12 protein-coding genes and 1 riboswitch are annotated in these 21,873 nt (G+C 42.5%); of the genes, 4 read left to right on the top strand and 8 right to left on the bottom strand.

The window, feature by feature from the left end:
- Nucleotides 1-193: 193 nt before the first annotated feature.
- Genes J0L60_11770 through J0L60_11780 form a run of 3 tightly spaced genes read left to right on the top strand, consistent with a single transcriptional unit; the run spans nt 194 to nt 2,689 of the window.
- Nucleotides 194-892 carry an ABC transporter permease gene (locus tag J0L60_11770; protein ID MBN8546797.1) on the top strand — a complete coding sequence of 233 codons (699 nt, stop codon included), beginning with the start codon at nt 194-196 and terminating at the stop codon, nt 890-892.
- Nucleotides 877-1,632, top strand: coding sequence for an ATP-binding cassette domain-containing protein (locus tag J0L60_11775; GenBank protein MBN8546798.1), 756 nt, complete (start codon nt 877-879; stop codon nt 1,630-1,632). The genes J0L60_11770 and J0L60_11775 overlap by 16 nt, the downstream gene beginning before the upstream one ends.
- Nucleotides 1,625-2,689: an MCE family protein gene (locus tag J0L60_11780; protein ID MBN8546799.1), complete on the top strand. Its 1,065-nt coding sequence runs from the start codon at nt 1,625-1,627 to the stop codon at nt 2,687-2,689. Before J0L60_11775 ends, J0L60_11780 begins: the two co-directional genes overlap by 8 nt.
- A 107-nt stretch (nt 2,690-2,796) precedes the next feature.
- Here the strand turns inward: J0L60_11780 and J0L60_11785 are convergent, their stop codons facing one another.
- From J0L60_11785 to J0L60_11820, 8 genes are all read right to left on the bottom strand, one after another.
- Nucleotides 2,797-3,318: a hypothetical protein gene (locus tag J0L60_11785; GenBank protein MBN8546800.1), complete on the bottom strand. Its 522-nt coding sequence runs from the start codon at nt 3,316-3,318 to the stop codon at nt 2,797-2,799.
- 84 nt (nt 3,319-3,402) lie between these two features.
- A complete protein-coding gene (locus J0L60_11790) occupies nt 3,403-4,470 on the bottom strand; it encodes a hypothetical protein (GenBank protein MBN8546801.1) in 1,068 nt (355 codons plus the stop codon).
- A 1-nt stretch (nt 4,471) separates the two neighbouring features.
- On the bottom strand, nt 4,472-6,622 hold the full coding sequence (locus tag J0L60_11795; protein MBN8546802.1) for a TonB-dependent receptor plug domain-containing protein: 2,151 nt from the start codon (nt 6,620-6,622) through the stop codon (nt 4,472-4,474).
- Nucleotides 6,623-6,725: 103 nt separating this feature from the next.
- A riboswitch (cobalamin riboswitch) is annotated at nt 6,726-6,915 on the bottom strand.
- 131 nt (nt 6,916-7,046) lie between these two features.
- Nucleotides 7,047-7,238, bottom strand: coding sequence for a hypothetical protein (locus tag J0L60_11800; protein ID MBN8546803.1), 192 nt, complete (start codon nt 7,236-7,238; stop codon nt 7,047-7,049).
- A 13-nt stretch (nt 7,239-7,251) separates the two neighbouring features.
- Nucleotides 7,252-12,789 (bottom strand): hypothetical protein, encoded by a 5,538-nt coding sequence (locus J0L60_11805; protein MBN8546804.1) that lies wholly within the window; start codon nt 12,787-12,789, stop codon nt 7,252-7,254.
- Nucleotides 12,790-13,380: 591 nt separating this feature from the next.
- Nucleotides 13,381-13,575, bottom strand: coding sequence for a hypothetical protein (locus J0L60_11810; protein MBN8546805.1), 195 nt, complete (start codon nt 13,573-13,575; stop codon nt 13,381-13,383).
- 16 nt (nt 13,576-13,591) lie between these two features.
- A complete protein-coding gene (locus tag J0L60_11815; GenBank protein MBN8546806.1) occupies nt 13,592-18,829 on the bottom strand; it encodes a hypothetical protein in 5,238 nt (1,745 codons plus the stop codon).
- Between the two features lie 94 nt (nt 18,830-18,923).
- Nucleotides 18,924-19,118: a hypothetical protein gene (locus tag J0L60_11820; protein ID MBN8546807.1), complete on the bottom strand. Its 195-nt coding sequence runs from the start codon at nt 19,116-19,118 to the stop codon at nt 18,924-18,926.
- Nucleotides 19,119-19,758: 640 nt separating this feature from the next.
- Between J0L60_11820 and ppk1 the strand changes: the two genes are divergently transcribed.
- Entirely contained in the window at nt 19,759-21,873 is a 2,115-nt protein-coding gene (gene ppk1, locus J0L60_11825; protein ID MBN8546808.1) for a polyphosphate kinase 1, read from the top strand.

Genomic DNA, 21,873 nt, shown 5'->3' on the forward strand with positions numbered 1-21,873 from the left:
TTAATTGTCCTTTATTTTTGAGAATTCAGTCACATAAAATTCAATCTTTAGCGAAAAAATTGTTAAATTATAAATTGATTTTGTCATATTTTCACTATCCGGAACAATTTTGGCACGCGAATCCACATTTGAACAACTACGGAAATTTTTCGACATAATTGGAGCTCTGTCCCTTTTTACACACAGATTCTTCATGAATGTCCTTAAACCGCCGTATGAATTCGCTGAAATTGCCAAGCACATGTACGAACTCGGAGTGAAAACATTCCCGATAGTAAGTGTGACAGGTGTGATCATCGGCGTGGTGCTAACCCTGCAATCGCTCCCGATTATGATTAAATTCGGCGCCGAGGCATTTCTGCCCTACATGGTCACCCTCTCTGTCATCAGAGAATTGGGACCCGTTCTTACAGCTTTGATTTTTGCAGGCAGGGTTTCAAGTGGAATTGGTGCCGAACTCGGGTCAATGAGAGTAACAGAGCAGATTGATGCCATGGAAGTTTCCGCAATCGATCCTTTCCGTTTTCTTGTCGTAACCAGAGTGATTGCTACTACACTAATCCTTCCAATACTTACCGTTTATGTCGATTTTCTTGCAATTGGAGGCGGTTTTTTTGCTTCCTATATTTCGATGAATACAACTTACGACCTGTACATGTCACAGGTAATCGAAGTTGTCAAGTTTGGTGACATTATTCCCGGCATCGGGAAGACTGTTGTATTCGGCTTCATCGTGGGCATTACAGGCTCATTCCTTGGATATACTGCCGATAAAGGGACAGAAGGGGTAGGGAAAGCCTCGACGACCTCGGTAGTTTATTCGTCGTTATTGATACTTGTTTTTGATATGATTCTTGTCCAGATTGCGTTGTGGTTATGGCCCGTAAATTAGTCGAAATCCATGACCTCTACAAAAGTTTTGGTGAGCAAACCGTGCTCGGGGGAGTCTCTTTGGATGTAACAGAGACGCAAAATCTTGTTATATTTGGAAAATCCGGCACCGGAAAAAGTGTCTTGCTTAAATGCATGGTCGGTTTGTTGACTCCTGACAGCGGGACTATAACGATTAATGGAATCGATGTGCTCAATATCCCGTTGAAGCAGATGAATGAACTCAGGAAAAATATCGGCTTTCTCTTTCAAAGTGCAGCTCTGTATGATTCGATGTCTGTCAGGGAAAATCTGGCTTTCCCTCTCATCAGAAATTTTAATTTCACGCAAAAGGAAGTAAATTACAAAGTCGAGCGGGCATTGGATATGGTGTCGCTTTCCTATGCAATCGATAAAATGCCCAGCGAACTTTCCGGAGGAATGAGAAAAAGAGTGGGCCTTGCACGCTCCATAATTACCGAACCGATGCTCATGCTTTATGATGAACCGACAACCGGCCTCGACCCTATTACAACAAAGGAAATAAGTAAACTGATTCGCGATCTCCAAAAGGAACTTAAAATGACCTCGATTGCAGTAACACACGATCTGATCTGTGCCCAAATTATTGCTGATCGCGCAATCGTTCTCAACGATGGTATCATATTGTTTGAAGGAGATCTGGCGACTCTGACCACTCTTGAAGACCCCTTCCTGAAAAACTTTTTTAGCCCCGAATATTTAGAGGAAAATTATGGCTGAGCCACATAAATTTTTACGACTCGGTATTTTTGTATCTATCGGAATGATTCTGCTCTTGATAGGAATTTTTTATGTCGGCAGTAAACAATCACTTTTTACTCCCACATTTAAAGTAAAAGCCTATTTCACTAACATTGAAGGACTCAGAAAAGGTGCACCTGTCAGGATGTCTGGCATCAATGTCGGGGCTGTGGCAGATATCTTTTTAGCCCCCGACACCTCAGGGAAAGTACTCGTGATACTCGACCTCGAAAAAGATGTTCAAAGGTTCATTCGCACAAATACCCAGGCTTTTGTGGAAACAGAAGGTCTCGTAGGGAATAAGGTTGTTAATCTACAAAAAGGAACCGCCGACCAGCCCGCTGTCGAGGATGGTGGTACGATTGTCGGCATGAATCCCCTCGGTCTCGGAGCCATTCTTAGCGAAATCACTGAAATTCTCGGTTCCACTAAATCGATGAGCGCAGACCTCGCAGGAATTGTAGCAAAAGTGAATTCAGGAGAGGGAACATTCGGAAAACTTATAAATGATGACCGCCTCTACGAAAACACCAACAGAATCCTCCTGACCGCAAACCGCGGACTCGAGGAGGCAGTCTCCAAATATGACACTCTCGCCTCAATCGTAAGCGAACTCGGTAAAAACATAAATTCCGTGGTCAAAAATGCAGACCGAGTAATGTTTACAATGGATACACTGATGGCACATGTAGATGGAGTTATCAAGGATGTGAGAGCAGGAAAAGGAATTGTCGGCAAACTCGTGACTGACGGCAGTGATGTGGATGTATCGGTAAAAACCATGCTTTCTGAACTTGTCGGTATTACCAAAGAAGTAAGAGTGGGTGCCGGAAGATTCGCCGAAAACATGGAAGCCTTAAAACGCAACTGGCTCTTCTCGTCATACTTTGAAGAGAGGGGCTACTACGACAAATCAGGCTACGAGGTTAAACTCGAAGATTACATCGAGCAGATCAACAACAAAATAAAAGACCTCGACGACAGAATCAAAACCCTCAAAGACCTGGAAAAGAAAACCAGCTCAGCGAAAAAGTAAATGACCGCTTAGCTGAATTATTGCATTATTGGATTACTGCATTATTGCATTAAAAAAAGGCCGCCCCTTCACAGTGACAGCCTTTTTTATTTAATATCTGTATGGTTTTATGCTTCTATAAAAGCAGGAACCTTTGCTTTTGCGAGTTCGAAAGCTCCGAACATCACGCCTGTGTAGAAAAGATCACCAATTACACTGTACTGGAAGAATGGTATCGCTGCTGTATAGCACTGAACCAGACCTGTCATGTCCATGGAGTAAAAACCGCCTGCAAGCCATACTGCAAAGTTGGTAACAACAAAGAAAAGTATGCTTGATGCAAGTGCTGCTCCCGCTGTTTTTACAACCGAGTTTTTGTCACGAAGCAGGAAGCCAATCCCAACTATCGCTGCAAAGCTCAAATAGACCGCCCACATTGTGCTGTGAAATCCAAGTACCAGATCAGAAAGAATCATGGCAAGAAACGGTACCGCAAATGAAAGCTTTTTATCGCTGAAATATGCCCCACCGAACAATGCCATCGCAGCAATTGGAGTAAAGTTTGGGAAGTGTGGTACCAGACGCATTCCGGCTGCCATCACTACCATTACAATCGCTAAAATCAATTTGTTTTTGTTTTCAATTTTCATTTTATCTCCGCTATCTCAATAAATTCTTTTATCGTAAAGATGTAATTTAAACTAATTTATTCTAAAAATAAAACTAAATTCAAATTATCTGTAATTAATTATGGCTATGCTTCCGGGATTCAGTCCCGTATCAAACCTTCTGATTTCATTTCCCTGCAAATCAAAAACCGCCACTTCACCATTTTGTGTAAAATCCTTCGGATTACCGAGATACAACAGCCTGTCGATCGGGTCGAAACTCATCGAATAGATGAAGCCATAAATCGTATTAACACGCATCCCTTCAATTATCAAAGAGGAACCTGCGGACAAATTGTTCAGATCAACTTTCAAAACACCCAAATTGTTCGTCACAAACATTATGTTTTCAGGAGCTACGACTGCATCCTCGGGGTTCTGAGTAATAACAAGGGAATCCATAACTTCGAAACCCGATGGATCAATTTTATAAAGAGCCCCGCCAATATTGCTGGAATCATACCTTCCTTTGCAAACGGTATAAATAAAATTGTTGTTGTCTTTCACAAGGTTTATCGGATTTGTTCCGACTTTTATCGTTTTTACTACAGCATCGGTAGCCATATCGATTACAGAAACAGAATTTCCGCCTCCAAGACCTGAATTGGCAACGAGAAGTTTACCATTGTGCTCAAGTATTCCTTCCGGGAAACTGCCGACTGGAATTTCCTTCTCAATCGAAAGAGATTGTGTATTTATTTTATATACTTTTCCTGAAAAACCTGTAATGTAGGCTATCACCGAATCTTTTGCGTAAATTCTGCGTGGTCCCGAAAACGCTCCCAAATCGATGCTCCCCTTTGATTTAAAGGTATTAACATCAATTATCTCAACTTTGTTCGAAACATTTACGGTAATAAATCCGGTCTTTCCGCTGATTATGATTTCATTTCCGGTATCACCGAGTGGTTTCCCGGTATTTGCAGTCTGGAATACATTCTGAAAAACCTTTTTCGATGTGAGTTCATAAAATGAGAGCGACGAGTTGTTCTGACTGTAGAGCCCCTCATTCAAAACATAAACCCCTTTGTTTACCTGCTCAACGGGCACAACGGGATTTGTCGAAGTGTCGCTGCAACCGGTAATGGTTAAAATCACCACGATTAAAAAAGGTATAAAAATTATTTTCCTCATGTTAGTCCTGTATTTTTGTTGTCAATGAAAAAACGATAGATCTTAGCGGCATCGGATACGACTGAATTATCTTGTAATTCTCGTTAAACAGATTGTAAAACGAAATACTTAATGCCTGCCGTGTATTTAATAAATTAAAAAATGTTGTGAAGTGGAAGTCGAACACACTGTGATTTTGAATAACGAAGTAAGGGTCGTTGTCGGAGGTGAAAAATGAACCCCCGATAAACCTGTGATCCACCACCACTTTAAAAATGTCCGAATGATAAGACAAGGAACTGATCAGTCTCTCCCTCGGAGTATAAACAAGCTGTTTTCCGTCGCTCTTGTCACCACTTCCAAAATTTGAGACATTTCGGGCAGACAGCCACGAAAAAGCGAATTCAGCCCTGAGAGCATCACCAAAAAAGGCAAGGGAAAGAGCCAGGTCGACCCCCTCGGACTTGACTTTCGAAATATTTCTCGGTATCTGCAGCGCAATTATCGAAGGCACCCAGATTATCTTGTCAGCAGTCTCAAGATTGTACCAGATCGCCGAAACACTCCTGACAAAGGGAATTAGATTCCGGATTTCAAAGCCTGCCTCAAATCCGTCTGTCTTTTCAGGATTCAGGCTCCCCGTCGAAAGAAGTGAAGAGTAGTAATATTCGTTGTAGGAGGGTATCCTGTTGGTCGAGAAGTAATTGAATTTCAATCTTAGGTGGTCATAACCTGCCGGAGCAAAACTGAGGCCCCCGTTCCAGTTGATGCCGTTTTCATTTCTCTCACCAATCCCCTCCTGACTAAAGAACTCCCCGTTTACACCTCCCGTGATGAAGAGACCGGCAAAAACTTCGGGCAGAATCGCAGGCTCCCAGTCAACCTTAGCGAGCAACCTGTTCACCCTTCTTTTCACAAATGATTCTTTTCTGTAGTTTGAGAGCACCGTCTTGATATCTGCGAGCTCACCCCCTTCGAACCCGTAACCACCGCTGAGGGTTACATTTCCAAGTTTTAACCAGCTTTTCGCATTGAAAGAGAGGTTGTTCAGGGTTGAATTGTCGGCACCATTTACCTTGTAGTAAGCCCTGTTCGGGTCATCAAAATTGAGGCGCTGGTGGCTGAATCCGAGTGAAGATTCCAGTCCCGCGTTTTCTGCAATCGCAGTGGATAATCTCAAAATTGTGAGCGTCCCTTCGGTGGTGTTCGTTGCCCCCGATGAGGAAGTGTTGTTCGAAACCACAAATCCGGGAACTCCAGCCTGATAAAATCCATAGTTTGAATAAAAATCGATTGCAGTACTTTTTTCTGTGTAACCGGCTAACACAGATATGAATGACCTGTTGTAATGGGCGTTTTCGCGGGTCAGTTTCATGCCGTTAAACTCATAGTCAAATCTGTTTGGTGACCAGACTCTTTCGGCTGAAATCCCCGCATAAAATTTGCCAAAAGCGACATTTCCACTCCCTGAAAAGGACACCATCCCGGCATCATCAATTTTTTCTGTTGAAATAAAGGAATAATCCCTCTTACCCCGTGTCTCGAGAGTAAGCACACCTCCCGCGGAAATTTCACCGTCTCCCGAAGTGGAAGTCGAAAACTCTGCAGCCCGCAACTCATCTGAGAATACACCCGAAAGATCGAATCCACCTGTTCTTATGTCATTCACTCGTACACCGTTGAACAAAACCAGACTGTTTTCGGCACTCATCCCCCTGAATGAAATCTGCTTCAACGAACCCGATCCGCCGTAATCTTTTATCGATATCCCAAAATTTCTGCTGATTATGTCTGCAAGTGTTCTGTATCCCTCCCCTTCCTTTATTTCCAAATCGATTTTTTTTGTGAAGCCTCCCCCCTTTTCACCGGCACCCGTTATCACTACCTCATCCATTACAGAGGAGGCAGCTACAAGTTTTACCACATGGAGTTTCTCCCCGGGAACGATTCTGAATACAGATTTGAGCCAGGATACATGCGTTACCGTCACTTCCAAAGAGGGATCGAAAGATGAAATGTCTGCAATTCCCTCTTCACCCGTCGCAACACTTTTTGCACCGTTGCTTACAACAGCACCTGCTACGGGAGCACCACTGACGGAATCAACCACCAGGACAGAGGTCTGGGCAAATAAAATATTCGCACAAATAAAAAAGAAAATCAGATATTTCATGTTTTTGGGGGTGGAACGGGGAGTATAAAGAGGTGTAAATAAGCAGGAGCCGTAACTGCATACAAGTATACAGCGAACCAATAACGACCTTTTACGCGAAGGTTGTTACCTGTTTATTTACGGCAGGTCTCCTGGCTCGAGGTAAATTGCCAAGCCTTCCCAATATATCATGGTGGCTTAAATGGCAAACTGGAAATGCTATATCCTCACACAGTTGCGCGACAGCGCCGGATTCTCACCGGCTTCCCTATTCTTTCTGCTCCCTGCAGAACACCGTAAATTGTTTTTAAGAACTTCACAAATGTACAACCTTTTTGGGAGAATACAATAAGTAGCCCAGAGCTTCAGAGATGCAGAACCTCAGTACCCCAGAGTTCCGAGGTTCCGGGGTTCCGGGGTTCCGAGGTTCCGAAGTTCTGAAGTTCTATTTACCTGCGGCATATGCAAGCACTTTGTAGAATACCTCATATGCCAGGAATGCGGCTCCAATCCATAACATGGTTTTGACTAACTTTTCCCTCCTTCTCCCTTTTCGATAGAGTTTGTTATAGTCGCTGTTGTTATGGTTATAATCACCACTTGTTATTGTCCAGTTTTGATAATCGTTATTTTGCATCTTTATCCCCTTTTTATCTGATCAATGAAAGTTTTTTCGTTGAAACGAAATTCTTACCCGATGCGTCAGTTGCTATCATTCTATAGAGATATACCCCTGATGACAAATGATTTGTCTGTGAATCTATCATCATCGAATAGTAGCCTGCCTCAAGTTCCTGACTGAGAAGTGTTGCCACTTTCTCACCCGTTATGCTGTAGAGTTCTATTGTAACCTTTGCATCCATTGCGAGTTGATAATCAACCTTGGTAGATGGATTAAACGGATTCGGATAGTTCTGGCTCAGTGCAAACTCAGTTGGTACATCGATTGTAACTTCCACTTCATCACTGTAGGAAGTGGTACCATCGTTGTCTATCTGTTTCAGTCTGTAGTTGTGTTTGCCTGATGAAAGTTTCTTATCCTCAAAGGCGTAATACTTTGGAGAGTTTGAAGAACCGAATCCCTCTACGAAACCGATCTTCTTCCAGTCGCCGTTTTTGTCTTTTCTCTCAACTTCGAAACCGGAGTTGTCAGTTTCTGTTTTGGTTTCCCAAGACAAGATTACATTTCTGTTTTTTGATTTAGCGCTGAAATTAACGAGTTCAACGGGCAGGGGTGCATCCAGATCATTCAGAACAAAATCAGAAAAAGAAGAAAGACCGGTTACAGTTACTGTGTTGTTTACTGTATCCACTGTAGCTGTAATAAACTGCCATGTGCTTCCATCCCATTTTGCAACATTGATCTTGTTTTCAGGAACATTTCCCAGGTCGGAATCTTCATAATTCAGGGTTAAGTCGTAAGTAAATGCTGTTCCTCCTGTTTTTGTTATTGTCCAATAACAATTTGAACCTCCTCCTGCATAGCCCATAGGATGTTGTTTGCCGCTGTAGAATTTGACTGTAACTGCAGATGGCAAACCGGCACCAAACCATGTAATGGCGGCTTTGTTCCTGCCATTCACAGAAATTGTGGTTGGGGTTGATGTTGACGGTGCACCCGAGAGAGTAGCATCAGGTGGAGCTGGCAGACCCGCCAGAGAGAACTCATGTGAACCGATACTCGTCTTTCCACCTGTGACAATCATACTTCTCGAATTGCCATTGTAATCAATATTGGTCAGCCCCGCTATTCCCAGTTGAACACCCTTACCTGCCACAAGCCAGGCTTCCTGATTTGTAGGGATGATATTAAGATTTCCTGTTGCAACATCCGTAAAGAGGTTTGCGACGGTTAGTGCTGATGAATTAAGGGAGTATGAATTTGCATCTTTTCCGCTACCCGTGAATGCAGCTTTATACTGGGCAAAGGTTTTGGCGGTATTACCGAGTACAAAGTTTGATCCAAGAGTGGCACCATTTCCGATAAAGACATTGTTGTCAGAAGTCATGTCCGTGATTGATGCAGTACCATTGTGTCGTGCAGCATAGTGACCACCCGTACCTCCCGTCCTCGCATTCACGAACAGATTGTTTTTCAATACATCAGTAGAGGCAACAGAGCCATCATCCCATCCATAGGTTGATGTTGTTCCTGAGCCTGTCCCACCGATATATACACTGTTGTAATAAACATAACTCGTAGTGCTGGTAGAATTTCCGTCCCTTATTCCATATACACCCTGGTCGTTTGTAAATCCCGGAATAATTGAAATCTGATTATTAACAATATAACTTGTCGAATTTGAGCCTCCGACATTATTAATTCCGTACAAATAGCCCGTCGACCCGCTTGTACTTGGGAAATTATAAATTCTGTTTCTTGCAACAGTAACCGTTCCGGTGCCCTCAATATAAATACCGTAAGCATAACTGCTGGTGTTAATATCCCTGATAATATTTTGAGAAATATTATTGGAATTACCGAGTGAATAAAACCTGATACCGAAAACAATTGCTGAAGAGGGAGAGGTTTGATAAATCGTATTTCCGGTTATGGTGCTGTTTTCATTTGCAGAATTGGTAAGGGCAAAGTGTATGGCTGTGTTTGTAAAATTAAACAGTTCATTGTTTGAAATAGTCGTGCCACTGTTTCTGACGGAGCTGCTGGAGCCGGAAACATAAATCAGGTTCGCCGGAACACTTCCCCCGCCGGTTGTGTCACGAATTTGATTCTCAGTGATGGTGTTATAATCATTACCAGTGACCGTTGTCGTACCGGGAGCAATGGTAAGAACACCGCCATTTGTTGTTGTGAAAGCACCCTCAATAATGCAGTTCCTGATGGTATTGTAAGAGGCATCTGATTGAATACTGATTGTCGCTCTGCCTGTATGAGATTGTCTAAAAAGAAGATATCTCCCTGATCCTCCGAATCTGCCATCTATTGTTAGCCGGTCGCATCCATCAAGTCTTATGAGTGTGGCACCGGAATAATTTCCTGTGATGTTTTTAACTGTAGCATCACTCGGTTGAATTGTCAGAGTGTAATTACCGGCACCATCTTCGAGAATCTGGTTAAGTCCGTTTGTGCCTGCCTCCGTAATGTCACTAAGAATATTGACAGTAATGTTACCTGAAACAGCGCCCGCATTGATGGCCGCGAAAAATCCTCCCGCTCCTGTCAGAGTCGGGTAATTCCCCCCGGTTCCAACAGTATATGTACCAGAGTAACCGGAAGTAATTTGATAGCTATAAGGAGCTGAAGGTGCAGTTGTCTGAGTATTTACATCTGTATGAGCCCCGCCGTTTGGTGAAGTCGATATGTTTGGGGTACCAACAACATCTTGTGCTACATAATAAATCTGATATGTCTCCCCCGCGGTTGCAGTGGCGTAGTTTGTTGTAAAACTCCAGATACCATTGGTTGCACTCCCTGATTGAAGTGTCCCCGCAGCACTCCCCCAGCCAGATGCAGAGGGTAGTAGTCTCCTGAACCAGATTCTCGGCACAAGTGAACCGGTCACCGGCAGACCCGTTGCATCACTTATTGTTGCAGTGAAAGTAAGGTTGCCCGTGGATGATGTTCTGCTGTTTGGAGCTGAAGAAGTAATTATTGGAGGAAAAACATCATTCATTGTAAAATTACCCGCGTCTGCCCCGATATCAACAGGTGTCAGTCCCGATCTGGTTTGTCCGTCAAAATCTTCAGTAACAGATGCAATTTCTGTACCGGCTCCCTCAGCGGCTGTTGGACTTTGGACATGAAGATCAACTGTCGAAGAGGTACCTATGGGGGCAACAAAATTTGGATCGCCAAATCCGGAGTTCCCGTCCTGAAGAGTCGCCACCCTCCACGCGGATAGATTTGCGCGATTTCCGGTAGCACCGTAACCAAACAGTGCACCAGATCCATTGTAGTAAAAAAGATTAAAATTGGAACTTACAGATGTAATTGACGATGATATATGCATAAGATAATGCGATCCGGAACCTGAGGAGTTTGATCTTGCGTTTACAACGATATTATTCTTAAATTCGACCAAACCGCTATTTGATCCCGCACTCCGGAAAGCGTATGTGGCCGTCGACGAAGAGACAATTCCAGCCCCACCAACATAAATCGAATTGAAGTAAAAGTTTGTGTTACGGTCTGATTGTTCATCGATACCGAAGACAGAATAGTTTCCGGTAATGGATGCACCTGTTTCATCAATACCGACCCGGATAATGTTATTAGCCACTGTTGCGACACCATCGTTAAGAAACAACCCTTTAATCACTGTGGTGCTTGAGCCGGCTGATGTGGATAATTTCAAACTGTGGATAAAATTGTTTGCCACAAGATTGGTCCCCGTCGTTGCGCCATTATAAGCAATACCAATTATCGAAGCAAAGGTCGCAGATGTGTTAAGCTGGCCAAGTGTATGAACCGTGTTCTTCGTAATTGTGTTTCCTGCGCCCAAGCCCGCTATCTGTATTCCGATCAATTGTGCCGGCCCTGCGGTGGCTGTACTCGAAGTGGATATATTGTTAACCTGGTTGTTTCGGACAGTGTGTGCCCCATAAAGCTGGGAGTAAATGCCGTAAGTTAAAATTGAAGTCCCTGTTCCGGCAGAAGTTATGTTGCGAACCGTGTTGGAATCGACTGTCGGGTTGATAGTCGTGACCCCCGTAGAAAAATGGATGCCATGTGTAGGAAGATTGGTTGAGTTGTAGAGACTGTTGGGAACCGAACCGCCCACAAAATTACTCGAGATGATAGGATATATCGCTGAACCGGGGTCACCTTGAATCCAAATACCTCTGAGAGTGATTGTTCCACTCGTCGCTGTCGAGCATCTGATTCCACCAATATTGTTATTTCTGACAATATATTCAAATGTCGTTCCATTACTGCCGAACTGAATCCCGGAGAATGCCCCGCCTGTCCCCGATGTAATGAAGACTATATTGTCAGTTGAGGAAAGATCACCAATTGTATTTCCTGAGGTGTAGCCAACATATGCGAGTCCTGCAGGTATCGAAATCCCGGAATTAACAGTTGAAGTGGTTGCTGAGCTGACAAAAATATTTTTGATCACATTCCCGTTAACTTTCGAAGCAGTCGTTGAGCCGACATACATGCTGATTCCAACGAAAGTATGTGTAAAATCTCCTGTTTGTTTCCATGCTGCACCACCCGCTCCTGATTGTTGCCCCCCAATATAATTGGAGTATACATTAAAATTATTTCCCTGCGTATTAAATATGCTTATCCCGATGAATCCGGTACCGGCCTGCGAGAATGTTCTGTCACTTGTCTGATAGATACTGTTTCCTTGAATGGTCCAGTCTGAATTGTTGGCAGAAACAAGGATTCCCGTACCTGTCCTGGAATAAATATTTGCGAAAAAATTATAGATGTTACAATTTGATATGGTAATGTACTCATTAATATTGCCCGAGGAACCTGCAGAGTAGATGCCCGTTGTGGGTGTTGTCACACCGTCCCCGATATCGCAGTTGTCAATCGTATTAAAATCATTTCCTGTTGACCCCGTTGAAGAAGAGAACAGTACGACACCAATGTTAACAGGAGTTGCAACTCCTTGAATCCTTAAGAATTTTAGCGTGTTGTTTGTTGCATCATTTATAAACCGAACTGTTGTCCCGTTGGTGTCCGTGTTCGAGATTGTCAATTCCTTTGCAGAACCCGTACCCCCTGGTCTGCCGTCAATAGTGATATAATCGCCGTTACTGATATTGATGATGGCAGTCGTATTGGAACCCGCTACAGATAAGCCGGTTACCCCGGTAGACGGATAAATCTTTAAGGTGTTGGTTGCACCAAGTCCTGTGAAGTTTGAGAAAGTTAAGGGAAAAGTTTCGGATGCTGATGTATATCCGCTTTGCAACTCCAGTACAACCGGTCCTGACAACCCTTGTGAGGAGAGGGCACTTAGTGCAAGAGTAAGTGTTGCGTAATCCTGAGGATTAGCTCCTGTACCAATGTATTTTGTGCCACTTAGTGCAGCTGTTGAATTGGGTGAAACCGAACCATTCGGAACGGAAACCGAGGACGAATTTGAAGAAATTTGTGAAACAATATTTGAGTTCAGAACAATAAGAATGAATAACAAAACAATCCCGAATGAACCGGATCCGGCAAGGATTGATTGCCTCTTTGAGTAGTGTAACCTTGATTTCATAAGATGCCTTATCTTTTAGTATGATCAGAAAACTTCCCTGTCCTCAGTCAAAAGCAGTTATAATGACTGAGGTGAGTCGGTTTTTAGAAAGGCCCTGTTAGATCAGGTTACGATTCGGTGGATTTGAAGATTGGAATAAAACGAACGAGCCCTCGAAAGGTGCAATTTTTGAATGGTTCGTTTTCCCTCGCTACACAGAAATGATTCGAAAGATCTTATTGCGATTAAAATAAAATAGTCAAAATTTTAGCGAATGTAGCTGTTCTCTTTCTTGCGTGATTAAATAAACAAAACTAAACCTTGGACAATCTTAATGCAAGTTACACAATATTCATTTTAAAGTCAAGTATTTTCTTTAGATTTTTTCCCGTAAGTAGCCAAATTATAAATAATACCCTGTAATTCTTATAATTCAACCCCGCGGAACCTGAGTGACTTGGGTACTCCATTACCTCTGAAGTTCCGTGGTTCCGGAGCTCTGAAGCTCCGGAGCTCCCATAAAAAAACCCGCCACTCTTGCGAATGACGGGTTCAACTGGTTAGGTTTTTTTCTTTTAGAGTAAATCAGGGATTTACTTTGTCACTGTATCTCTATTTACCTGCGGCATATGCGAGCACTTTGAAGAATACCTGATATGTCAGGAAGGCTGCTCCTATCCACAGGAGGGTTCTCACGATCTTGTCCCTCTTCTTTCCCTTGTGGTAGAGCTTGTCATAGTCTCCGTTCTGACGGTGATAGTCACCGCTCTTGATTGACCAGTTATATAAATGTTCATTGTTCATCATTTTGTTCTCCTGCTTCTTACTTTATTAATGAAAGTTTTTTGGTTGAAACGAAACTCTTGCCAAGTGCGTCAGTAGCTATCATTCTGTAAATATAGATTCCCGATGCCATGCCGTGTGTGTATGAATCTATCATCATCGAATAGTAGCCTGCTTCAAGTTCCTGACTCAGAAGTGTTGCCACTCTCTCACCCGTAATGCTGTAGAGTTCTATCGTAACCTTTGCATCCATTGCGAGCTGATAGTCAACCTTTGTGGATGGATTAAACGGATTCGGATAGTTCTGACTCAGCGCAAACTCGGTCGGTAAATCGATTGTAACTTCCACTTCATCACTGTAGGATGTGGTACCATCGTTGTCGATTTGTTTCAGTCTGTAGTTGTGTTTGCCTGATGAAAGTTTCTTGTCTTCAAAAGAGTAATACTTCGGTGAATTTGAAGAACCGAATCCCTCTACGAAACCGATTTTCTTCCAGTCGCCGTTTTTGTCTTTTCTCTCAATTTCAAAGCCGGAGTTGTCTGTTTCTGTTTTGGTTTCCCAAGTAAGATTGACATTGCGGCTCTTCGCCTTACCGGAGAAGTTTACAAGCTCAACTGGGAGGGGGATACTAGCCTCATCAGCACCCATGTAAGGAAATGTAGCACTTCTCGACTCGTTATCTATATCCTTATCTGAAATGGATATGATTGGTGTTCCAATCAAGTTTAAATCTCCAACAGAAGCTCCACCCAAATGAAGGTCTGTAGGGCTCAGAAACTGCGTTGCTCTGGTTACTGAATTATTATCCCCGGCGGATGAATTTTTCCACTCAGTAAAATCCTTTAAAACCGATACCCACTCTCCAATAGAAGCGGAATTGGAGGAATATAAATTGTTATAATTACTGGAAGTGGCAGTCCAGCCGGTTGCAGATGAAACACCAATTGCAAAATGGTAGTTACCGGTGCCTCCAGTTCTGGTATTTACTAAAATATTATTTCTAAGATTATCCGTAGATGGAGTCACTGTAACCGGTCGTCTGAATGAATAACTGTTGTTTGTTCCCGAGCCTGAATGAGATCCACTAATAACTACTGTGTTATAGTAGAAGCCATTTGTGCCTGAAGCAGAGGTATCTGCGATACCACTTATTCGTGCATCATTGGAAACTGTTTCACCAACGGTAACCATATTGTTGATGTAATTGGCAGTACCGGCCAATATTAACATACCCCAAACTCTTGATGAATTCAGGCCAACACCAGTTGCAACTGTAGTTATTGTATGCACTCTATTTCTTTGAACAATTGCATCGGTCGCAGCGGTTGGAATTGAGATTACAAATCCAGCAATTGTGTAAGCCCCAGATGTATTGTTGGTGTGCTGAATGTTATAGACTCGATTTGAATCCAAGATATTGCCTGTGGTGGCTGTAGGTGCAAAAACAATTCCGGCAGGGAAAAAGGAGGTAACCCCCGAGGCTGTACCTGTCGAGTTCGATTTTATGTCCCGAACAACATTATTCTTAACAATCCCAGTACCGGATGATACAATAATTCCGAATGCCCTGTCACCACCTGCATCCCAATAATTGATGTTCCCGATCTCATTATTCTCAATTCTGCAAACACCTGTCCCCGAATAACTAATCATCTCTGAGTCGTAGCCCAACCTTATCGTGTCTGGGCTGGAAGCATTTCCTCCTATGATATTACCGGCGGAAGATCCAATTTCCACATTCCCGGCAGAAACACGAATCATTCTGGCTACACCAGTAGAATTATCACAAAAGATATTCGATAAAGTATTACCATTGACCTTTGAAGCAGTTACGGCTCCGACACTTAGTTGGATCCCAACAAAAATACCTGTGGTGCTTAATGGCGAGCCACTTCTATCAATTGCCGCACCACCTATACTATTCCTGTTAACAGTGTGGTTGTTCCCGGTTCCAATATTTATGCAAGTTAACGCAGTTGTTTTTGAGCTAACTTGAAATATGTAGTTTGAATCAACATTCCAATTATCACCTGCTGATGATAAATTGACACCAGAGCCGGTAAAATTATAGAACTGATTATTTCTGATAATACCAGATGAATTTAATGTTGAGGATGAATAGATTAGATTAACAGGTAGAGCAGTTAAATCTGACCGGTCTCTGACCTTGTTATTTCTGATCTCATTGAAAGAATTACCAACGGTCCCTGCTCCAAACATCACAACACCATTCGTTGTAGTGGTATTTCCACCCTCAACAGTACAATACTTGATAGTGTTATAGGTTGCATCAGAAGCAAAATTGATGACAGGGGCTGTATTTAGTGAATTCCTAATTAGAAATGAAGAAGGAGACTCAGACCCGTCTATGGTCACATAGTCAGCACCGTTAAGGTTGAAGATAGCTGTCGAATTGCTTCCGTTGATGGTAACATTTGTACCTGTTTGCGGTTTAATCGTTACAGTATTTGTTGCAGAACTACCGGAAAATTGATTAATGGTCAGTGGGAAAGTCTCGGATGTAGAATAGCTGGCATCGGTTAAGATAAACCTCACAGAACTAGAGACACCTACTGCGTTTAACCGGTTAATGGCAGTTGACAGTTTATCGAATGGGGCGGTTTGTCCGGTTCCGACAAGGTAATCTCCTGAGAGAGGACCTGCAACTGAAAAAGTTGTGGTTAATGTGTCATTAGTTGGAAATTCATCTCCACTAAGTTCTGAAATAACTTGTAAAGTATATGCTCCTGCTGCAAGACCATCAGTTCCTGAAGAATTAAAGTCAACCGATAGAGATGCACCAGCTGTCAAACTCGATACAGTAATTACTTCATTATACACTTCGCTGACGGCCGGTAATGGACCTTTGATGATCATTCTGACATCAAAGCCGGATTGATCAATTAATCCATAATTCTTAAAAGTTGCTCGTGGGGTGAAAAGTTGACCTTCAATTTGAGTACCGCCGGCGGAAGGCGTAACGAAGGCAAGTGAACCTATGTCATTATTATAAATCGGTGTAAAGTTACCCTCGTAGGCACCGATATCAGGATTGGTAGCGTTCCTTGTTGTGTTGTTAAAATCTATTGTTATAGAGACTGGAGTACCACCGTTGGCAATAAAAGTGGGTACACCCAATTGAATATTCAAATCATATGTACCACTCGTACTGACAAATGGAACATCCTCTGTTTTTGCATTTGTTTCTCGTGGTGACACTAACCATGCTCGATAAGTCGTCAATGTTTGATACCCGGTGGTAGCATCATATGCGATTAAATTTTTTGAACTTGCTGTTCCAGCAAACAACAAATTGTTGTTAGTTGTAGTTGCAATCTGTGATCCGATTGTAGCTGTAGTTTTATAGAATGCTACCGCTCTGGTTGCCGTACCCGTAGGTGCTGTGGTACTTTTATTAACAAAAATGTTGTTCCTGGAATCAAGAATTGTCGATGTACTGGAAGCCATGTATAAACACGCTGTCTGAAAAGATGTTGTAGTCAATGTTGAGGTTGCATCAAGATATACAGTGTTATAGTATAAATTAACCGTAACTGCTGAATTAAGCTCTATACCTCGAATTCCGGGAGCCCCGGTGCACGCAGGATTATTCAACTGATATATGAGATTGTTATTGCAATTTATAACCCCGGATGCAGATGAAGCGAGCAGCATTCCACGAGTCGATCCAGAACCTGTTGAAGCACCTGTTATCTTAAAAATACGGTTCCTCGATATGTTAAAAGGTCCCACCCCAGCTGCTCCATTAGTCCATAACCCATAAACAACTTGAGTACCAGTAGAGGATGAAGTAAAATCGTGAAGTATGTTTTCACTGATAGTGGTTGTTAAGTTTGTAAAAGTACTGTTAATGACTATTCCTGCCAAATCATTAGTGGATGAAGTGCTTGTGTTAACGAGATTTCGAATTTCACACTTTTCCACTTTGACATTATCCTGACCCAGTAACTCAACACCCCTTAGCCCGGAACTCTGACTTACTGTTGCATTTCCAATGTCATTATAACCTGTTGCTGCACCACTAATAGGTGAGATGTACGAAGGATCGGCAGTAATAGTGTTATATCTGTCACGATTTGTTGAACTACCTCCTGACAACAAGATTCCTCGATATGCATTTTGAGACGACACATTTTTAACTGTGTTATAGCTGTTGTTTCCGTTCGTATCTGTTGGTGCTGTCCAAGCATGAATTCTAAACGCAATGGACGCGGTGTTTGAAGAGGATGCGGTATTTTTCAAGTTGACGTTGCAGTTTATCACATTATTGAATCTTGCACCGTTTGTTGAGGTTGCATTGACCATGTTCAGACCAAATTCGACAGTTGTTGATGTACTCCTCGTTATAAAGTCAAGACCGTTTATCGTTACGAAATCTGATCCGAATAACATAAAAAGTGCATCCCCTGCTGTACCTGATGCCCCTGAACCTTCATTAGTAATTACCGGATTAGCACCCACTCCTGATTTTTGAAAGGTAATTGTACTCGATGATGTTCCGGTTGCCTTCAGAGTATCAACATAATTGTCAAATGTTTGCCCCTCAGCAATGTTGAAAGTCACAGAACTGGAAATTCCATGTGCATTGAGTGCGGAAACAGCTTCACTCAAACTTTGAAAGTTGGAGGAAGATGTCGATGAGGTATTGTCAACGGTATATAAACCCGCAAGCGGAGTTACTGCCTTGGAAAGCAAAGTTATATTATCCACCGCTCCGGCCGGACTAGAGCCACCGGATGCGTCATTTTTCCAAGAAAATACCAACCTTTGAGTGGTTCCTGCAGCTGAAGCAGGTATTACAAAAGAGTAGGTAGTATATCCTGTTTGTAGATTAATATATTGATTTCCAAGTCTTACTTGAGTGAGCGAAGCAACCAATTGTGTCCCAGCGACTGGAGTGACGGTTGTGGGTATTAAAAACACCTGAACAAAATCAAAAGTGCTTTCACCAACCCCTTTATAATCAAATGTGAGAGTAATTGCCGATTCACCTACAGGGAAAGTCACATCTCTATAAAAATGACTTACGGCGGCTGTTGTTAAAGTATAATTGTTGTTCACTCCCAAATCATTGGAGATATAAGCCCCATTTGTACCACTTTTTTTTGTAGAAGTACCTACATACCATGGATTAACTGCTCCGTTTATTTCTGTCCACCCATTTGCAGCGAATGATGCACCGCTTTCAAAGCCACCATCACCTGAAGGATTAATCAAAACTGTTTGAGAGAATAGATTTGGACTTAAAGAGCCCATTAAAACTGTCACCCAAAATAAAAGGGAGCGACAATTAATTTTGTTACAATAAATGAATGTGTGTAACCTTTTTTTCATAAGATAACCTAACCTGTTAATGATGAGAAAACTTTTCTAGAGTCAGTTGAACCGCTTTGATTGGGCTGTAGAGAAGTAAAACAAGACCGATCGTGACAAGGACCGGTATGAGAACCACTGTAGCGAGCCAACTCCTCTTCCCTGCTTTAGCCTTCGCAGGGACAAGGGGTCTGTCGTAAACTTCGTCAATCGAGTATTTGTAAGTAAGCATTTATATATACTTTTTGTTATTAAACATAATTCTTCGCTTCAACCGGGGGAACCGGTTTACGCATAAGCATACAGTTATTGGAAAATTATCAGGCAGAAATCGGGGTCGAAAAACTCCGGTTAAAGCATAACAATTGGAAAATCAAATTTTGATTGAGAGTTGGATTTGTAGAATGGCTCTTTGTAGATCAGGTTACGATTACGGGGATTTGTATATTAAAAAGGAAAGCGAACCACGCCTCGAAAGGCGATTTAGAAGCTTTGGTGCGATTTTTCCCTCACGACACTAAACTTGACTCGTAAGATCGCTTTCCAAATTAAAATAAACAGGTGACATTTTTATCTAAAAGAATCGGACTCCTTTGTTGGTGATTGTATCCAGTTAACTAAACCTCACATAACCTGAATGCAAGTTACCAAATTTTTATTTTAAAGTCAATAGGTTGGGAAAATATTTTTTGTAAGAACCCCAGAACCTCAGAGTTTCAGTACCTCAGAGGCTCCGAAGTTCCGAGGTTCTGAGGTTCCGTAGTTCCGAGGTTCTGAGGTTCCGGGGTTCCGAGGTTCTGAAGTTCCGGGGTTCCGAGGTTCTCATTCTCCCCTTTTCTTTGTATATTTAGGGTTAAAATTTTAAAAAGCCCATGAAAAGAAAAGACCGTCTGAAAGATCAGATAAAAAAGTATCTTGTACCGGAAAACTTTATAAACAGAGACCTTAGCTGGATTGAATTCAACAAGCGGGTTCTGGAGGAAGCTTTACATCCGGGACTTCCTTTGCTCGAGAGAATAAAGTTCATTTCGATCTTTTGTTCCAATCTCGACGAATTTTATATGATCCGTGTTTCGGGCATAAAAGAGCAGATTGCTGCGAACATAGCCGAGATCACAATTGACGGTTTGACACCCCAAAAAGCGCTTTATGAGATCGACAAGGAAGTGCGTCCCCTCGTGGATGACCTCCTGGAATACTGGAATCACACCATTGTCCCCGAACTCGAGTCGAATGGTGTCGAAATTACCACTTACAGTAAATTAACCGGACAGGAAAAAACAAAACTTAACTCATATTTTGAGGATCAGATTTTCCCTGTGCTCACTCCCCTTGCACTCGATCCGGGAAGACCGTTCCCCTACATTTCAAACCTTTCACTCAGTCTTGCTGTTACAATTAAAGATCCTGATGGTGAACTGCAGTTTGCGAGGGTAAAAGTGCCCGCGATACTTCCGCGTTTACTGAGGATAGATACAATTCTGGCGGGTCCCGAAGGAAACGGAAATGCAGGCGAGATTCGATTTGTTTGGCTCGAAGACCTGATCAAGGCAAATATCGGCAGACTTTTCCCTAAAATGAAAATTTTGGATTCCTGTTGTTTCAGGATTACGCGTGATACAGATATCGAAATTCAGGAGGATGAAGCTGATGATCTGCTCGAGTTGATCGAGGAAAACATTAAACAGAGGATGTTTGGAAATGTCGTCAGACTCGAAGTTGAGAAGGATATGCCCGCATATATCCTCGAGACTCTTGTATCCAATTTGGAGATAAGCAATTCCGATGTACATCCGCTGCAGCCCCCACTTGGTTTGAGCGATGTAATGAAATTGTACAGTCTCCCTCTTCACCAGTTGAAAGAGAAACCTTTTATTCCAAGAGTGCCAAAGGTTTTTGAAGAAGAGAAAAACATTTTTTCAGTGATCAAACAACGGGATGTGCTGATGCACCACCCGTATGATTCATTTAAACCTGTCATAGATTTTATTAAACAGGCGTCACAGGATCCCGATGTTCTTGCAATCAAACAGACACTCTACAGAGTCGGCAAAAACTCACCCGTTATCGATGCACTGATTGAGGCAGCGGAAAACAGGAAGCAGGTTGCGGTTCTCGTGGAGCTAAAAGCCCGTTTTGATGAAGAAAACAATATCTACTGGGCAAAACAGCTCGAAAGTGTCGGTGTACATGTCGTCTACGGTCTTGTAGGACTTAAAACACACGCCAAGATGACGCTTGTGGTACGAAGAGAACAGAACCAGCTTAGCCGTTATGTGCATGTTGCAACCGGCAACTACAACGCCAGCACGGCAAAACTTTATACTGATATCGGTCTGTTTACATGTAATGAGGGAATTTGCAACGATATCAGCGACATCTTCAATATCCTGACGGGTTACAGTGCCCAAAAGGATTTCAGGGATGTAAGTGTTGCCCCGATAAACCTCAGACAAAACATTGAAGGACTGATTTGCCGCGAAATTGCCAATGCAAGGGAGGGCAAAAAGGGACGGATTATAATAAAAGTAAATTCCCTCGTCGATCCCGACATCATCGGCTACCTTTACGAAGCTTCGCAGGCGGGTGTGGAAATCGATCTGATTGTCAGGGGGATATGCTGCCTCGTCCCCGGAATTGCCGGAATTTCTGAGAATATCAGGGTAAGAAGTGTAGTTGGCAAGTTCCTTGAGCATTCAAGAATTTTCTTCTTCCACAATAATGGTGATGAGGAAATCTTCATCAGCAGTGCCGATATAATGCAAAGGAACCTCGACAGAAGAGTTGAGCTGATGACACCGATTTACGACAAGTCGATCAAAAATTATTTAAGAAATACAATTCTTGAAGTGTATCTGCACGATAATGTGAAAGCAAGGATACTTTCGAGTGATAAAAAATATTCGTATGCCCCTCAACAAAGTATTGAGGAGCTTTGTGCACAGGAATGGCTGATGAACCAGCAATTCGAATACTCAAATTACTAA

Source organism: Ignavibacteria bacterium (assembly GCA_017302895.1).
In the GTDB taxonomy this organism is placed as follows: Bacteria; Bacteroidota; Ignavibacteria; order Ignavibacteriales; family Ignavibacteriaceae; genus UTCHB3.

What these genes read in the sequence shown, in the direction of transcription:
- J0L60_11770 (MBN8546797.1), top strand. Translation starts at nt 194, where the DNA reads ATGAATGTCCTTAAACCGCCGTATGAATTCGCTGAAATTGCCAAGCAC.
- J0L60_11775 (MBN8546798.1), top strand. Translation starts at nt 877, where the DNA reads ATGGCCCGTAAATTAGTCGAAATCCATGACCTCTACAAAAGTTTTGGT.
- J0L60_11780 (MBN8546799.1), top strand. Translation starts at nt 1,625, where the DNA reads ATGGCTGAGCCACATAAATTTTTACGACTCGGTATTTTTGTATCTATC.
- J0L60_11785 (MBN8546800.1), bottom strand. Translation starts at nt 3,318, where the DNA reads ATGAAAATTGAAAACAAAAACAAATTGATTTTAGCGATTGTAATGGTA.
- J0L60_11790 (MBN8546801.1), bottom strand. Translation starts at nt 4,470, where the DNA reads ATGAGGAAAATAATTTTTATACCTTTTTTAATCGTGGTGATTTTAACC.
- J0L60_11795 (MBN8546802.1), bottom strand. Translation starts at nt 6,622, where the DNA reads ATGAAATATCTGATTTTCTTTTTTATTTGTGCGAATATTTTATTTGCC.
- J0L60_11800 (MBN8546803.1), bottom strand. Translation starts at nt 7,238, where the DNA reads ATGCAAAATAACGATTATCAAAACTGGACAATAACAAGTGGTGATTAT.
- J0L60_11805 (MBN8546804.1), bottom strand. Translation starts at nt 12,789, where the DNA reads ATGAAATCAAGGTTACACTACTCAAAGAGGCAATCAATCCTTGCCGGA.
- J0L60_11810 (MBN8546805.1), bottom strand. Translation starts at nt 13,575, where the DNA reads ATGATGAACAATGAACATTTATATAACTGGTCAATCAAGAGCGGTGAC.
- J0L60_11815 (MBN8546806.1), bottom strand. Translation starts at nt 18,829, where the DNA reads ATGGGCTCTTTAAGTCCAAATCTATTCTCTCAAACAGTTTTGATTAAT.
- J0L60_11820 (MBN8546807.1), bottom strand. Translation starts at nt 19,118, where the DNA reads ATGCTTACTTACAAATACTCGATTGACGAAGTTTACGACAGACCCCTT.
- ppk1 (MBN8546808.1), top strand. Translation starts at nt 19,759, where the DNA reads ATGAAAAGAAAAGACCGTCTGAAAGATCAGATAAAAAAGTATCTTGTA.